General features: G+C 42.5%; 18 protein-coding genes. 9 read left to right on the top strand and 9 right to left on the bottom strand.

Features of this window, described 5'->3' with window-relative positions:
* Positions 1-110: 110 nt before the first annotated feature.
* Genes HTH_RS03565 through HTH_RS03545 form a run of 6 tightly spaced genes read left to right on the top strand, consistent with a single transcriptional unit; the run spans position 111 to position 6,224 of the window.
* Entirely contained in the window at positions 111-353 is a 243-nt protein-coding gene (locus HTH_RS03565) for a hypothetical protein (RefSeq protein ID WP_012963353.1), read from the top strand.
* Entirely contained in the window at positions 343-1,089 is a 747-nt protein-coding gene (locus HTH_RS03560) for a TIGR00730 family Rossman fold protein (RefSeq protein WP_012963352.1), read from the top strand. The genes HTH_RS03565 and HTH_RS03560 overlap by 11 nt, the downstream gene beginning before the upstream one ends.
* Positions 1,086-2,225, top strand: coding sequence for a metallophosphoesterase family protein (locus HTH_RS03555; RefSeq protein ID WP_012963351.1), 1,140 nt, complete (start codon positions 1,086-1,088; stop codon positions 2,223-2,225). The genes HTH_RS03560 and HTH_RS03555 overlap by 4 nt, the downstream gene beginning before the upstream one ends.
* Positions 2,206-5,097 carry an AAA family ATPase gene (locus tag HTH_RS03550; RefSeq protein ID WP_012963350.1) on the top strand — a complete coding sequence of 964 codons (2,892 nt, stop codon included), beginning with the start codon at positions 2,206-2,208 and terminating at the stop codon, positions 5,095-5,097. The genes HTH_RS03555 and HTH_RS03550 overlap by 20 nt, the downstream gene beginning before the upstream one ends.
* Positions 5,098-5,107: 10 nt before the next feature.
* Positions 5,108-5,281 carry a hypothetical protein gene (locus tag HTH_RS09950; RefSeq protein WP_012963349.1) on the top strand — a complete coding sequence of 58 codons (174 nt, stop codon included), beginning with the start codon at positions 5,108-5,110 and terminating at the stop codon, positions 5,279-5,281.
* On the top strand, positions 5,244-6,224 hold the full coding sequence (locus HTH_RS03545) for an RluA family pseudouridine synthase (RefSeq protein ID WP_014462581.1): 981 nt from the start codon (positions 5,244-5,246) through the stop codon (positions 6,222-6,224). Before HTH_RS09950 ends, HTH_RS03545 begins: the two co-directional genes overlap by 38 nt.
* On the opposite strand, the gene lpxB is transcribed toward HTH_RS03545, so the two are convergent.
* The 3 genes from lpxB to HTH_RS03530 are packed head-to-tail and all read right to left on the bottom strand — an operon-like array spanning position 6,186 to position 8,072.
* Positions 6,186-7,298 (bottom strand): lipid-A-disaccharide synthase, encoded by a 1,113-nt coding sequence (gene lpxB, locus HTH_RS03540; protein WP_012963347.1) that lies wholly within the window; start codon positions 7,296-7,298, stop codon positions 6,186-6,188. The genes HTH_RS03545 and lpxB overlap by 39 nt on opposite strands.
* The gene (locus HTH_RS03535) at positions 7,299-7,712 is read right to left on the bottom strand and encodes a hypothetical protein (protein ID WP_012963346.1); all 414 of its coding nucleotides are present in this window, start codon (positions 7,710-7,712) and stop codon (positions 7,299-7,301) included.
* Positions 7,713-7,727: 15 nt separating this feature from the next.
* Positions 7,728-8,072, bottom strand: coding sequence for a 6-pyruvoyl trahydropterin synthase family protein (locus HTH_RS03530; protein ID WP_012963345.1), 345 nt, complete (start codon positions 8,070-8,072; stop codon positions 7,728-7,730).
* An 18-nt stretch (positions 8,073-8,090) separates the two neighbouring features.
* On the opposite strand from HTH_RS03530, the gene HTH_RS03525 reads away from it, so the two are divergent.
* Positions 8,091-9,461, top strand: a complete 1,371-nt coding sequence (locus HTH_RS03525; protein WP_012963344.1) for a mannose-1-phosphate guanylyltransferase/mannose-6-phosphate isomerase — start codon at positions 8,091-8,093, stop codon at positions 9,459-9,461.
* On the opposite strand, the gene lipA is transcribed toward HTH_RS03525, so the two are convergent.
* Positions 9,448-10,275 carry a lipoyl synthase gene (lipA, locus tag HTH_RS03520; protein WP_012963343.1) on the bottom strand — a complete coding sequence of 276 codons (828 nt, stop codon included), beginning with the start codon at positions 10,273-10,275 and terminating at the stop codon, positions 9,448-9,450. The two genes, HTH_RS03525 and lipA, sit on opposite strands and share 14 nt — an antisense overlap.
* Before the next feature lie 4 nt (positions 10,276-10,279).
* Positions 10,280-10,489: a hypothetical protein gene (locus HTH_RS03515; protein ID WP_012963342.1), complete on the bottom strand. Its 210-nt coding sequence runs from the start codon at positions 10,487-10,489 to the stop codon at positions 10,280-10,282.
* Between the two features lie 86 nt (positions 10,490-10,575).
* On the opposite strand from HTH_RS03515, the gene HTH_RS03510 reads away from it, so the two are divergent.
* On the top strand, positions 10,576-11,025 hold the full coding sequence (locus tag HTH_RS03510; protein ID WP_012963341.1) for a nucleoside deaminase: 450 nt from the start codon (positions 10,576-10,578) through the stop codon (positions 11,023-11,025).
* Here the strand turns inward: HTH_RS03510 and HTH_RS10140 are convergent.
* The 4 genes from HTH_RS10140 to HTH_RS03495 are packed head-to-tail and all read right to left on the bottom strand — an operon-like array spanning position 11,016 to position 14,141.
* Positions 11,016-11,138 carry a hypothetical protein gene (locus HTH_RS10140; RefSeq protein WP_014462580.1) on the bottom strand — a complete coding sequence of 41 codons (123 nt, stop codon included), beginning with the start codon at positions 11,136-11,138 and terminating at the stop codon, positions 11,016-11,018. The genes HTH_RS03510 and HTH_RS10140 overlap by 10 nt on opposite strands.
* Positions 11,113-12,402 (bottom strand): cbb3-type cytochrome c oxidase subunit I, encoded by a 1,290-nt coding sequence (locus HTH_RS03505; RefSeq protein ID WP_012963340.1) that lies wholly within the window; start codon positions 12,400-12,402, stop codon positions 11,113-11,115. Before HTH_RS03505 ends, HTH_RS10140 begins: the two co-directional genes overlap by 26 nt.
* Before the next feature lie 6 nt (positions 12,403-12,408).
* On the bottom strand, positions 12,409-13,290 hold the full coding sequence (cyoE, locus tag HTH_RS03500; RefSeq protein ID WP_012963339.1) for a heme o synthase: 882 nt from the start codon (positions 13,288-13,290) through the stop codon (positions 12,409-12,411).
* Positions 13,284-14,141 (bottom strand): COX15/CtaA family protein, encoded by an 858-nt coding sequence (locus HTH_RS03495; RefSeq protein ID WP_012963338.1) that lies wholly within the window; start codon positions 14,139-14,141, stop codon positions 13,284-13,286. The genes cyoE and HTH_RS03495 overlap by 7 nt, the downstream gene beginning before the upstream one ends.
* A 69-nt stretch (positions 14,142-14,210) precedes the next feature.
* Between HTH_RS03495 and HTH_RS03490 the strand changes: the two genes are divergently transcribed.
* Entirely contained in the window at positions 14,211-15,044 is an 834-nt protein-coding gene (locus tag HTH_RS03490) for an Hsp33 family molecular chaperone HslO (RefSeq protein WP_012963337.1), read from the top strand.
* Positions 15,045-15,127 lie beyond the last annotated feature (83 nt).

Genomic DNA, 15,127 nt, shown 5'->3' with positions numbered 1-15,127 from the left:
TACAAAATTTTCTGGTCAAGTGCAAGATAACTCATTTTTGCTTGACATATAAAAAGTTGTTGGTTTATATTTCTGAGTGGTCCCTGAGGGGGACAAAGGAGGTGCTCAGTATGAGATGGATAAGCTTTGTACTGCTTGTGTTTTTGGGAGTAAGTCTTTTGGAGCCTGTTTGCCACCAAGCCTATGCAAAAGCACAGCACAAGAAAGTGAGCATACATAAAAAGAAGCACAAGGCAAAGCACAAGATAAAGAGGAAGAAGGTTGTAGTTAAACCCTCCAGGAATATAAACAGTCCTCAGGAAGGTCAGCTATTAAAACTTGAGGGTATGGTAAAGGACATTAATGAACAGTAAGGAACTTAGGCTTATAGAAGAGCTAAAAATAAAGCAGGGGGACACATGGCGTGTCCTCAAGATAATGAGTGAGTTCGTTCGCGGGTTTGATGAGCTTTCTAATGTGGGACCTGCGGTAACCTTCTTTGGTAGCTCAAGACTTGGAGAAGAGGACAAATATTATAAGTTTGCCTACAGGACTGCCTTCAGACTGGGACAGATGGGTTTTTGTATAATAACGGGAGGTGGACCTGGCGTAATGGAGGCTGCCAACAGGGGAGCCTACGACGCTGGTGCTTTATCTGTAGGATTAAACATAGAGATACCCAAAGAGCAAGTGCCCAACAGATATCAGAATAAGTCCCTTCAATTTGATTACTTTTTTGTAAGAAAAGTTATGCTCATCAAGTACTCCTTTGCGTATGTGATATTTCCCGGGGGCTTTGGCACTCTTGATGAGCTTTTTGAAGCTCTTACCCTTATACAGACAGGCAAAAGCCATAGATTTCCTGTAATACTCTTTGGTAGCAAGTACTGGGGACCTCTCCTTGATTTTATGCGAGAGGTAATGGTACCTCACCGTACTATAAGCCAGGAAGATACGAAACTTTTAACGCTGGTGGATGACCCAGAGGCGGTTATATCCCAGGTACTCTCTGAGGTGGAGCGTCAGTATGCTTATCTGATGGAAGAAGAGCCTATGAATCCCCTCGTAGAAAAACTGGAGAACATTCTCAAAAGGAGCAGTTTAAGATGAGGCTTTTGCACATATCTGATTTGCACGCCGGTAAAACCCTTGGAAGGACCAACAGAAACGAGGACCTCCACTATGCCCTTGAGCAGGTAATAAGCATATGCCATGAGGAGAAGGTGGATGTGCTTTTAATTGCAGGAGATATATACGACAAATCACATCCAGACCACGAATCACATAATCTCATCATGGACTTTCTTACAAGGATACATACGACAGGCATACACACGGTGCTAATAGCTGGCAATCACGATAGCTATGACTTTATAAAGTCTTACAAAAATCTTGGAAGAGTTGCCAACATACATGCCTTTGACAGACCTTGCAAAAATCCCAAAGACTGCATCATAAAATTGGGAAACATTACCATTGCGTGCCTCCCCTACCCCAGCGAAAGGGTTATCACTCACATAGAGGAGCATACGCAGAGGAGTTATACCGAAAAAGTGGCTAATTACCTGAAGGCATTGGCCAAAGAAGTAGAAGACGCCCAGCAGAGCGTGCTTCTGGCTCACATCATGATAGAGAAGGCAAAAGTGTCTGGGACAGAAAGACAAGCCAGCATAGGAGAGTTTTACGCCATAAAGCCAGAGCACATACCCACGGCGTTCAATTATGTAGCGCTCGGGCATGTACACAGACACCAACAGATAATTAGTTCAAGAATTTATTACTCGGGTAGTCTATACCAAATAGACTTTTCCGAAAAGGGTATGGAAAAGTATGTAAATTTGGTGCTTCTTGAAGAGCAGGAGGTAAGACCCATAAAGCTGGACCTAAAGAGGGAGCTTTACGAGGTCAGGATAGGGGTGAAGGATAATTTTAACGCCGTGCTAAGCCATCTTAAAGGACTTAAAGGTCTTGTGAAGGTAGTCTTAGAAACGGATATGAGGGATAGCACCATATCCATTAAAAAGAAGAATTTGGAAGATGTGTTGGGAGAGAGACTTGTCAGGTTTGAAATTGAACCCATAGCAGAAAACAACGCAGAAGAGAGTTATAAGAGCGAGAAGCTGGACCTTGTCTCTGCTTATGAAACTTATTATAGAAAAACTTACAGATGCCAACTGCCCGAAGATATAAAAAAGGAATTTATAAACATACTTGGGAAAGCAGAGCATGAAGCCCATACTGCTTAAGCTGGAAAACTTCACCACTTACAAAAAACTTCAGGAAATAGACTTTTCTGACCTTAACTTTTTCATAATACAGGGAAGGACCGGAGCAGGAAAGACAAGCATAATAGATGCCATGTGTTATGCCCTGTATGGAAAGGTGCCAAGATACAAAGGCACAAGTATTCACGAACACCTTCTCTCAAAAGGACAAAAGCGTATGAGAGTATATTTTGAGTTTTCCGTCAAAGGCAAAAGGTACGCTGTGGACAGACAGTACGAACCTTCAAAACCACCCATGGTAAGGTTTTACGAAGGATCAAGGCTTCTCAACCTAAAGGTAAGGGAGGTGGAGGATTATGTGTCTAAGCTCCTTGGCATGGATTACGAAACCTTCACCAAAGTGCTGGTGCTACCTCAGGGACAGTTTGACAGGTTTTTAAAACCTCAAAGACCAGCGGAACGCCGAGAAATACTCAACAGACTCTTGGGCTACGATGAGATATTTGAAAGAATCAGCAGCATAATAAAGGAAACTCTAAAGGAGCTGGAAAGAGAGAAAGGAATTCTGGAGGCTGAGTATGAATCCCTCAAAAGTATCAACCAAACAATGCTTGAGCAGAAGGAAAAAGAGTTAAAAAGGAAGCAGGAAGAGTTCAAAAGTATAAGAGACCAAAAGGAAAGGTTAAGTGATGAACTGCAAAAAGCTATAGAAAAAGAGAGACTGGAAAATGAACTTAGTCAAAAAACTTTTCAGCTTTCACAACTTTTAAACAAACATGGGGAGATAAACCAAAAGAAGGAAAAGCTTGAAAAGGCAAAACGAGTCATCATTTATTGGCCTCTTGTTAGAGAGTACGAAAGCATACTTAATCAGAAGGACAGAATTATCAAAGAGAAAAAAGAACTTCAGCACGAGTTAATTAAATATTCTGAAGAGATAAAATCAGTCCAAGAGGAATACGAGAAAATTGAAGAAAAATACAAAAAACTTGACAAGATGAGAGAGAAAATAAACCATCTGGAGATAAAGAAAGAAAAATTAAACAACCTTGAGAGTATCAAAAGAAAGATTTACGAAACAAACATGGAAATTTCCAAGAGTGAAGAAGAACTTCAGAACATAAGCAATTCTCTCACAGACCTGAATGAGAAGCTCCAACAGCAAAACAATTATCTGTCGGATTTGGAGGAAAAGCTAAAAAATCTTGAAGGTATAGAAGCAAAATACGCCAAAGCTCAGCAGTTAAAGCCTATGTATGATAGCATTCCCAAGATAGATGAGTATATTAAAAGGATAGATAAGGATATACAGCAAAAGGAGATAGAGCTTAGCGAGGTTCAATCAAAGATAAGGCAGTTGGAAGACAAGCTCTTTGAAGAATACATCCACCAAATTAGGCTCAAGCTATCTCCGGGGGATACATGTCCTGTATGTGGGAATAAGGTGGAAAATGTTTACATGGTTTCTTTAGAGATGCGCACAAGCGTTGAAAATGTAAAAGAGGAGATTCAAAACTTAAGACAAAAAGAGCATAAACTGGTGGAGCTTTTGAGTGAGAAAAGGACACAAAAGAACAGTCTTATACAGAAAAAAGAGGAGATAATATCTTACACTAAGCTTGATTTTCAAGAGTTTCAAAAAAGATACAGAACTCTGGAGGAAAATTATAAAACCTTTCTAAGCTTGAGAGAGAAAGAAAAAGCATGTAGGGAGAAACTTCAAAAGCTAAAAGAGGAAAAATCTTCCAAAGAGGTGGAACTATCTAAGTTAGAAACAAGCATAAAGCATAGTCAAAGACTTCTTGCCCAGCTTCAGGAGGAAGAAGAAAGACTTTTAAAGGAGATAGGAGAGCCAGTTATAGACCCAGCCAGAAGTGTAAGACGGCTGGAAGATGAGTTAAAAAACTTAAAAGAAGAGATCAATTCAATACAAAAAAGATACGAAGAAGTGAGTAGGTATTTAAAAGAGCTTTCGGCAGACTTTGAGCGTATAAAGGTGCAAATGGAGGGAAAGGAAAGGCAAGAAGAGGAGCTTAAAGAAAGGCTCAATCAGCTTGCATGTGAGCTATATCCAGCTTTTCAGGAGTTTGGAGACTTGGAAACTTTAAAGTCTTTTTACCTTCCTGAAGATGAGATACAAAAACTTGACAAGGAGATAAATAACTACGAGAGAGACATGGAAAGCCTCAAACGAGATATAAGTCTTTTACAAGAGCGGATTGCCGGCTATCCAAAGCACATTAGTAAAGAGGATTTAGAAAGAAAGGTCAAAGGTTTAGAGCAAATCATGTACAAGATAAATGAGGAGATAGGCTTCTTAAGCAGAGAGTTGGTGGATATAAAGCATAAGATACAAAGAAGGGAGCATATAGAGAAGCAATTACAAAATATCAGCAGGGAGCTGTGGAAATACGAAACTTTACAAAGAGATATGAGAAGCGAGAACTTTCCTGAGTTTGTAAGCAGGCAGATGTTGCAAACTATAACTGACAGGGCAAGCTTTTACCTTCTTAAGTTCAGCTCTGGCACATACGAGTTTAAACTAAACGAAGGTGACCTTTTGGTGATAGATAGAAGTTCGGGACACGAAAGAAGTGTTTTTACTCTCAGTGGGGGTGAGACATTTTTGGCGAGTCTCTCACTTGCCTTTGCAGTCAGCGACATAGTTTCTCACAACGCACCTTTGGAGAGCATTTTCATAGACGAGGGCTTTGGCTCCCTTGACAGGGAAACGAGGGAGTCCCTTGGAGAGTTCTTTGAGCTTATAAAACTCAACGCTGGTAGGATGGTAGGCATAATTAGCCACCTGGAAGACCTTGCAGAAAAGTTTGATCAGAGGGTGCTGGTAGAAAAACATGGCGATTATTCTGTTGTGAAAGTTAAGGTGATGTAAAATATTCCTTATGGAAGAGGTGGTGATAAAAATAAATGGGAAGGACATAAGACTTAAAGACTTTCCCAAAAGAGTAACTCACAATGTGGTGGTGGGGCTTGTAAAGAGCCTAAATCTTGAGGAGGAACCGCGGGAAATTGTAATCCATGTCAGGATCAACCAAGAGAATAGTGGAGGTCCTTGATTTTGTAGTTGATCAAGAAGCTCAAGGCAAAAGGTTGGATCTCTTTTTAACTGAAGCTTACGGAGAGTTTTCAAGGAGTTATGTGCAAAAACTCATAGAGGATGGTTTTGTGCTGGTAGATGACAAAGAAATTAAAAAACCTTCCAGGAGGCTCAAAGCGGGACAAAAGATCACTTTCTATATACCGCAGGTGGAACCCTTAGAGGTGCTTCCTGAGGACATACCCTTTGATGTGGTTTATGAGGATGAGGATATACTGGTGCTTATAAAGCCCTGCGGTCTTGTGGTGCATCCTTCACCCGGCTACTCCTCAGGAACGCTGGTAAATGCTCTGCTTTTTAGGATAAAGGAGCTTTCCGGTATTGGGGGGAAAGAAAGACCGGGCATAGTCCACAGATTGGACAAAAACACTGCAGGGCTTATGGTGGTTGCAAAAAGCGATAAGGCTCACAGGAGTCTTGTGGAGGAGTTTATGCAAAGAAGGGTGCTAAAGCGCTATCATGCTTTAGTGAGCGGACTTTTAAGAGAGGATTCGGGCACAGTAGAAAAATCTATAGGTAGGCATCCTGTTGACAGAAAAAAGTTTTCCGTAGTAGAAGATGGGAAGCCAGCAAAGACGGAGTATGAGGTGATAAAGAGGTTTGAAAAACACAGGATAACTTTTTTAGATGTGCGCATACACACAGGCAGAACTCATCAGATCAGGGTGCATCTCTCTTTTATAGGACATCCTGTACTGGGAGATAAAACTTACGGCTTTAAGACCTCTTCGGTAGATAGAAAAATTCTGAACCTTATGGGTGAATGCCATATGTTGGTGAGCTACCAACTGGGTTTTTATCATCCTATTACCAAAAAGTGGATGGACTTTCAGATAGAGGACCCAAAGCCCTTTAGAGATGTTTTAAACTTCTTGGAAGATGCTGAGAAACAGGCTTCTTAATCTATTGATTACTCCCTCATCTCCCAAAAGGTGACGAAGTTTAATAAAATCCTGCGTCATACTCTCCTTTAGATGCTCAAACTTTAGAAGCTCTTCCGAAGCTCTGTATAGATGTTTCCAATCCCTTTGAATTATCTCAGGCACAGCTTCTCTGCCCAGTACCAAGTTGGTAAGAGACACCCACTTTACCTTTACAAGTCCCTTTCCCATAAGATATGTAAGAGGATGGACTCTGTAGAAGACTATGTGAGGGTTCAAAAGCAGGCTCGCTTCAAGCTCAGCAGTCCCGCTGGCTACCAGGGAAATGACCGAATAAGCCATAGTATCGTAGGAAGGACTTGGTGTATCTCTGTGTGTTATGATCCTGACAGGTAGGTCTTTAAACACATCTTCCAAATACTCCCTAAAGCTTTCAAAGGTGGGAATGACGCCAAAAAGTTGGTATCTTCTGACAAGCTCTAAAAATACACGCCTCAAATAGTGTGAGTGCCTTTTTATCTCATTCCACCTGCTTCCGGGGAAAAGACCCACAAACCTCTCAATACCCAAAAACTTTAAAAAATCCTCCTTGCTCTGGGAAGGCTTTGCTATATCCAACAGAGGATGCCCAACATAATGGATTTTAAGGCTCTCCCTTTTGTATCTTTCATAAAAGTTTACTTCAAAGGGAAGTATCACCACGAGGTGATCAGCATATTCCGCTATAAGCTTTGCCCTACCTTCCTTCCAAGCCCACACCTGAGGAGATATAAAGTAGACGACCTTCTTTACCTTACCCTTTGCCCTTTTGAGGAGTGGCAGATTAAAGGCAGGTGCATCGCAAAGTACCAGAACATCCATATAAGGTAGTAAGTTTTCTATTTTCCTGTATAGCTTGAGTACAAAAGGTATCTTGGGTAGAGCCTCCATTATACCCACAACTGACAGGTCCTCTATTTTGGCTACACTTTTGAAGCCTATGCTTTCCAGCCTCTCATCAGTTATCCCCCATGCCTCTATCCCCTTTACATCCTTGAATATGTGGTAAATGTAATTGCTGGCAGACCTCTCTCCCAAAGAGAAAAATACGCGCATCTACTTTTTGAAAAAGAACCTAAAAGTGTCTCCTTTTACCCTCTCAACCCTTGCAGAGACAGAATTTAAGCTTAAAAATAGGGCATACGACATTTCAACCCTTCCAGAACTCCACACGCTTATATACCTCTCTGCAGAAGCATCCTCTGTAGAGTTTCTAAAAGTAGCTTTCAAATAAGCACCGTCGTGATGCTCCATAATTTCTGTAAAAACCACCTCCATGTAGTTGTTCTTCTCAACACCCTCTTCCCACAGCTCACCAAGACCGCTTAGGGTAGCTTCCTGACTCACTCCGTACTCAAGGTCTTCCTCATCCACCTGACTTAAAATCTCCTGAAGAAAGTTTTTTATATACTCCTCCACCTTTTTGAGTTTTTCAAGACAAGCCCTTTTGTAACTTTCCTCTATAGGCACTCTTATATTATAGCATTACTCCCAATACTCGGCACCACAGTATTGCGTTTCCCAAACCACCACCTTCTGGACTGTGGGGTATCTATCCTTTACCTTATGATACAGCCACTTGGCAACATTTTCCGCACTGGGGGAGAAGTCAAAAATATCGTTTAAAAGCGTATAATCTGGAAGGATCTCCTTCAAAAACCCATCAATCTCTACAAAGTCAAAGCCCATTCCTCCACTGTCTAAGCTATCCGCCCTTATATAAACTTCTACCTTCCAAGTGTGCCCGTGAAGAGGCTCAGGTGCGCCGTGATAGTCAGTAAGAAAGTGAGCTGCCTGAAACTCTCTTTTTACTATAACAGTCCAAGGCATAAAGTATAATTCTATACTATGAAAGCCCTCATAATGGCAGGTGGGAGCGGGACACGCCTTTGGCCCCTCTCAAGAGAGAAGTATCCCAAGCAGTTTCTTAAGATATTTGAGGAAAAATCACTTCTGAGACTTACCTACGAGAGACTCCTAAGGCTTTTGGACCACAGGGATATAATAATTGCCACATCAAAGGAGTATGAATACCATGTTAGGAACGACCTTTATCCTTATGATGGCTACTCTCTGATCCTTGAACCTGAAAGAAAGAATACGGGACCCACAGTTTTGCTGGGACTACTTTTTGCACTTGAGAAGCTCTCCTCTTCCGAAGATGAGGTTTTCTTTGTTATTCCATCAGACCACTACATCCAGCCAGAAGAGAGATACTTGGATTATCTTAGGTTTGCTCAGAAGGTAGCCAAGATGGGTTATGTGGTAGCCTTTGGTATAAAGCCTTCCCATCCAGACACCAACTTTGGCTACATAAAACTTGGAGAGAAACTGCTTTCAGAGGGAGAGGCTGTTGCTTATAATATGGAACGCTTTGTAGAAAAACCTTCTTACCAGCTGGCACAGGATTTTTTAAGAGATGGGTCTTATATGTGGAACTCGGGCAACTTTGCTTTCACCATAAAGGTAGGGCTCGAAGAGATAAAGATTAACGCTTCTCATATGTGGGAACTCTCAGGCGAGAGTTTTGGGGTTATGATAGAAAATTACTCAAAGCTTCCCGAGATAGCCTTTGATTACATGCAGATGGAGAAAACAAAAAGGGGGGCAGTTATACCTATGGACATTGTCTGGAGCGATGTAGGTTCCTTTGAAGGGCTCTACAGGGTGCTTCCTTCTAACCATAAAGGCAATGTCCATGTGGGGGATACCTTGTGCTTGGACTCGGAGAATACCTTAGCATATAGCACTGATAGATTGGTGGCATTGATTGGTGTCAGGGATGTGGCAGTGGTGGAAGAGAGGGATGCTGTGCTTGTCCTAAGCAGAGATGCCTCCCACAAAGTAAAAGACCTTGTTAACCATCTTATAAGTATGGGCAGGAGAGAAGCCAAGTATCATGTAGAGTTGCACGAAAGGTGGGGGAAAAGACTTTTGCTTGATGAAGGAAATGCATACAAGATATACAAGCTAACCATCTATCCAAATAGGGAGATAGGTCCGCATATGCACATGCACAGCACAAGAACCTGGATGGTCCTTAAGGGAACTCTTCTGTTTAACTCCAAAGGTGAAGAGTCTTTTGTTAGCGTAGGTGATAGCCGTTTTGTTAACAAAGCGACTCCATACCTGATAAGAAACAGCGGATTTATACCTGCAGAACTTATAGAGGTAAGAGTAGGCGAATACCTGGAAGATGACGATGTTATTCCCCAATAGCCTCAAAAGCTCTGTAAGAGCTTCTGACATTAGGACCGCTTGCCACATATCTGAATCCCAAAGAAAGGGCAATATGGCGCAGTTCCTCAAACTCCTCCCGTGTGTAATACTTAACTACGGGATGGTGGTTAAGGGAAGGCTGGTAATACTGTCCTATGGTTAGAAAGTCGCAGTGAACTTCCCTTAAATCCCTCATAACAGATATTACTTCCTCCTTTTTTTCTCCAAAACCTAAGATAATGGCAGATTTGGTAAAAATGGAGGGGGAAAGCTCCTTAGCTTTCTTCAGTATATGTAGGCTTCTTGAGTAATTGGCACCCTTTCTCACTTTGCTGTAAAGTCTTGGCACAGTTTCAATGTTGTGATTTAAAACATCAGGTCCTTCGCTCAGCACTCTTTCAAGAGCCCGCACCGAACCCTTAAAGTCAGGCACCAACACTTCCACCTTGACATCTTTAAGATGGTCTTTGAGCACCCTTATACATCTGGCAAACTGCTCTGCTCCACCGTCGGGAAGGTCGTCCCTTGTCACAGATGTTATCACCACATACTTAAGTCCCAGCTTTTTAACTGCGTCAAGAAGTCTGTAAGGCTCCTCTTGGTCCAAATATCCCGGTTTGCCTTTGGATACATTGCAAAAAGTGCAACCTCTTGTGCAGACATCCCCCAATATCATAAAGGTGGCTGTCTTGGCACCAAAGCATTCAGAAATATTGGGACAATGTGATTCTTCGCATACCGTGTTTAACTTTAATCCTCTTAGCAGTTTTTTTACCGCATGCGTCTCAGAAAAGATCAGTTTGGGCTTACTCATTAACTTATAAGTATATCTCCTGAACAAGCTCTCCCTTATAAGAAAGTCTATCAAGAAGGGCTTTTGCACGCAGTGAGTTTAAGGGTATCTCCACCGTATGGCTACCCTTTTTGACCACTATTGCCTGGTCGGTTATCTCTATGCTGTCGGGCAAATCACTTTGTATATAAATGCCTTTTCCCGCAAGCTCTTCCCTTGTATATAAATTCTTCATTTTTCACCTCCTCTATTCATTAAAGGATACTCCTCAAAAACTGCCTTTCCATGACCCCTTTCAATATGCACTAAAATCATATACTGATGGAAAAATTTATTGAGCTGTGTCTTAACTTAGCCAGGAGAGCCTATGAGCGTGGGGAGACCCCTGTAGGATGCGTAGTGGTAAAGGATGGAAAAGTTATAGCTAAGGCACACAATCGCGTTGAAGAGCTAAAAGACCCTACCGCTCACGCGGAAATGTTAGCCCTCCGTGAAGCATCCGAAAGCATGGGCGGAAAGTACCTCTATGGATGCGAGATTTATGTGAGCTTAGAGCCTTGTGTTATGTGCACTTATGCCATGATACTCAAAAGAGTGGAAAGGCTCATCTTTTTAGCACAGGATTACAGACACGGAGGTGTTATGAGTATGTATAGCTTGCTGGATGACATGAGGTTCCATCACAGAGTAAGATGGGAGTATATGCCTGTAGAGGAGGCGCAGAAACTCCTCAGGGACTTTTTTAGAAACCTCAGACTGCGTCAGCGATGATTTGTCATTACGTAAGCTACTATTATGGTGATTAAGTAAGTGATGAGCACTATGGCAAAGAGGGATATGGCAACTGCCAGCGCTTTATCATCCTTTATCTTCCTGTAGCCCATGATAAACTTGTCCTCTTAGTAACAACCTTAAAATGTATAGAACGAACATGACACCGCCTATGACTGCCATCAGTGTTCCTATGCCCATGATAACAAGAGAGAACAAAACCACAGGGTCCTGAGTATAGCCTGTGCCATAGGTTTTTCTGGGCGCCCCTCCCCTTCCTGCAAAGTAAAGACCCAGTATGAAGAGTATCATACCAACGCCATAAAGGTAAGGCTGGACTCTGCTAAGCGCACTCAGTCTTTGAGTATAACCATACTCCTGCACAAGCTTGTAAGAGATCACCATGAGAGCCAAGGTGAGACTGGTTACAGTTCCGTGATAGTGAGCAGGCACGCGCAAATCAGCCTTTATGCCTGCATAGGCTATAAGCACGCCAAGAAAGTAAAGGCTCAGGGAAAGCAATAGAGCGGACGAGAAGGGGTTTTTTACATCTGGTTTAAAACCTTTTATCACATTAAAGGCATGTAGGAACATGGGAATGCCAAGCCCAACTGCGTAGCTAACTTCTGTAAAGATCTTTGCAGGCATTGATATGGGGTCTGCATAGAGGACTGGCACTAAGAATAACAAAAAGCCAAAGATTAAAAAAGATAGATTTATAAACCTCAAAAAATTTAGCCTCTTCTCACTTCCTAAGAGAGCAAGAAGATAGTACCAAGCGTAGAGAAGCATTGCACCGTTTAAAAACTGGTGTATGTGCCCTGGCGCCCAAAAGAGCCTCTCGTAAAATATGTACACATTGGACGGGTCCCCCGCACGCAGATAAGATGGGATCACCGCAAGCATCATCAAAATACCAAGCATAACGCTAACACTTACTGCATTCTTTACGGGGTCAGGGGAGATAATATCCCTGATAGATGACTTTAAAACACTAAAAGCTCCCAAGGTAAAGCCGCAGAAGAAGAGGATGATACCGCCAAAAAAGATAGGATGAACTATGGTCGGCAGGTAGTTGTTGGAAACTGCAGTGCCTTTACCGAGAAAGGCGGACAGCGCTACACCCAAAAAACCCAAGAGAGAAAGATAAAAAGCTATTCTTGTATCAGCACGGTATACCCTGTTCCATACTAAAAGTGTGAAGGAGAGGAGGAATATGACTATAGCCAGGTCCACATGCCCTATAAGAGCGTAATAAAAGTATCCAGGGGGGAAGTACTGATAAACTCCCGGCGTTCTTGCCATTGCCACCACGAAGGCTAAAAACCCACCAAGACCCAAAGAAACTACAGAGAGCAGAAACCACCTCTTTTCCATGTCTATTCATCTTACCATATCAAACACCATGACGGAGAAAAGAAGGGCAAGGTATATGATGGAGTAAAAGAAGAGAGACATTCCTCTGGAGCTTTTGGAGAAAAAGAATCTCAGAGTGAGTATGAGATATACCAAGCTCAGGGCAAAGGCTGTAAAAAAGTATATCTTACCGGTTATGCCGTAGAGGGTGGGGAGCAAACTTATGGGAAAGAGCGCTGCAGTATACAGAAGAGTTCTCACCTTGGTTTGAAATATACCCTTTACGACGGGCAAAGTTGGCACACCTGCCTTTCTGTAGTCCTCTGCGTATTTTACAGCAAGCACCCAAAAGTGGGGAGGTTGCCACACAAACATAATTAAAAACAGTATTAAAGGTTCAATCCCAAACTGTCCAGTCACTGAAGTGTATCCTATAACGGGCGGAAGCGCACCGGAAATGCCACCTATTTCAGTAGCTAAAGGACTCCTCCTTTTTAGGGCTAAAGTGTAAACCACCACATAAAAGAAGGATGCCATGACGGTAAAGAAGGTGGCAACTGGGTTTACAAAGGCTAACATAATGTAAAGGGATAGAGTGAGCAGTATTACACCAAATAGGAGGGCATTGACGGAACTAACGCTTCCAGAGGGTATGGGTCTGTTTTTTGTCCTTGACATAACAGCATCTATGTCTCTGTCAAAGAATTGGTTTAACACCGCAGAGCCTGCAGACGCTAAGCCTGTACCCAGCAGAGACCAAAATATGAGCCAGCTGTCCGGAAAGCCTCTTTTAGCCAAATACATACCTGTGAGCGCAGTTATAAGCACCAGCATAACTATGCCAGGCTTTGTGAGCAGGATGTAGTCTCTTACCACATTAGTATAAGTTGCTACCGCCTTTGCTACCATACCTCTTTCACCTTGAGATTTATTGTGGGTTTTATTTGCACATTATAAGTGAGCCAGGCAAAAAAGAAAAATCCCATAGCCGTGTCCATAAAGCTAAGGGGCAGGAAAAATCCGGTAAGCACCATAGATATGGCAAACACAAACTGTAAGTTTACGAATACAAAAGATAAAAGGGTAGTTCTGTTAAAGCTACTAACGAGAGCCAAAAGAAAGGCAAGCCAGGTGGTGTAAGCCAGATTTCTGTGAAGGAACTGCAAAGTTACCTTCCAGCTGGTGAAGTCCGGAATCAGACTCCCGTTGCAGGTAGGCCATTCATGCCCACAAGCCTCACCAGATCCCGTATATCTTACAAGTACACCGGTTATCATGGTTATAAGAGCAAAGATGTATGCGTAAAGAGGGACACCTTCTTCCATACTTCTTTTGTAAATAAGCCTGTAAGTCAGTATTAAAAAGCCTAATATTATCATAGACTCGTATATATGCACGGATTCTAAGAGCATATGGGAAAGGTACTTAAGGTGTGGTGTTTCAGCCTTTATCATTTTCATACCTGTAAGTGCTGCGCTGAAGGTAAAGGCAAGGGCTATGGTGGAAGTGAGCTTTGGAAGACCTCTTGTCTTTTTCCATACATACACAAAGCTCAAAAGGGTAAATATGCCAGCAAGGCTGCTTACCGTTCTGTGCCCCATCTCAAGCTTTGCCGCTGTATCTTTGGGAGGCTCAAAGCTTCCATAGCATAGAGGCCAGCTTGGACAGGCAAGTCCCGAGTCCGAAGACCTCACCAACCCTCCCCACACCATAGCTACATATGTGAAGACAATAGCCAAGATGAGGAATGCTCTTAGCATGTGGAAACCTCCATAAGGATAAATTATAAGCTTGTTTTTGATGGCTCAAAGAAGATATATTTAAAAACTATGCTATACAAAGATCTAAATGAAAAAACTCGGGAAGAGCTGAAAGATTACTTTCAGGAAAGGGATTACATGGTTATAGCTGTTCCAAAGCTTGAGCTCATGAGGGTTTATGCTCTCAGAGCTTCAAAAAGTGTGGAAACTGCAAGAAGAATACACGCCCTTGATGAAGAAAGGACCAAGATCTTAGGAGAAGCGCTGTTATCCGTTCTCTTGCTTACCTCATCCATAAAACACGCTACAAAACAGAAGGTGCTACTAAAATTGAGCCTGCAAGATGGAGTAGTCGTTGCAGAAGCTGACGGAATGGGAAGAGTGAGGGGATTTATTGAAGGACAAGTAAAAAGACCTTGGGAGGGCACACTTACTGTTATAAAAGAGCTCAGACTTGGCACACCCTACACCAGCATAGTCCCAGTGGTAAGCGATAGCATGAAAGAAAATCTCGCCTACTACTTTGAGCAATCCGAGCAGGTGAAAACTACCGTAGATTTATCTGTATTACTTGATGCTGAAGGTAAGGTGCTGGTGGCCAGTGGTTATCTTCTTCAGGTGATGGGAGATGCATTCAGTAATATAGATATAAGCCTTGAGAAGCTACTGATGAGAGGGTCACGCCCAGAAGACATAGCCCGTTTGATACTTAAAGACAAAGAGCCAAGGCTCGTAGGACTCAAAGAGGTGGAGTATTACTGTCCGTGCAATGAAGAGATAGCCAGGTCAAGCCTATCTCTCCTTGAGGAGAGCCAGCTGGAGGAGATCCTGAGCGAAGGTCCTGCAGAGGTGGTGTGCAAGTTCTGTGGCAGGATTTACCGATTTACCAAAGATATGTTATAATAAACTTACCAAGACCGCACCTTTTCCGCTTGGGTTGCCCGAAAGGGTCAAGGAAAAGGGTGGCAAAACCCAAGGAGGTATAT

Origin of the sequence: Hydrogenobacter thermophilus TK-6 (genome assembly GCF_000010785.1) — a bacterium.
In the GTDB taxonomy this organism is placed as follows: domain Bacteria; phylum Aquificota; class Aquificia; order Aquificales; family Aquificaceae; genus Hydrogenobacter; species Hydrogenobacter thermophilus.
The sequence above is the reverse complement of the archived record's forward strand: the minus strand, read 5'-3'. Positions and strand labels throughout refer to the sequence as shown.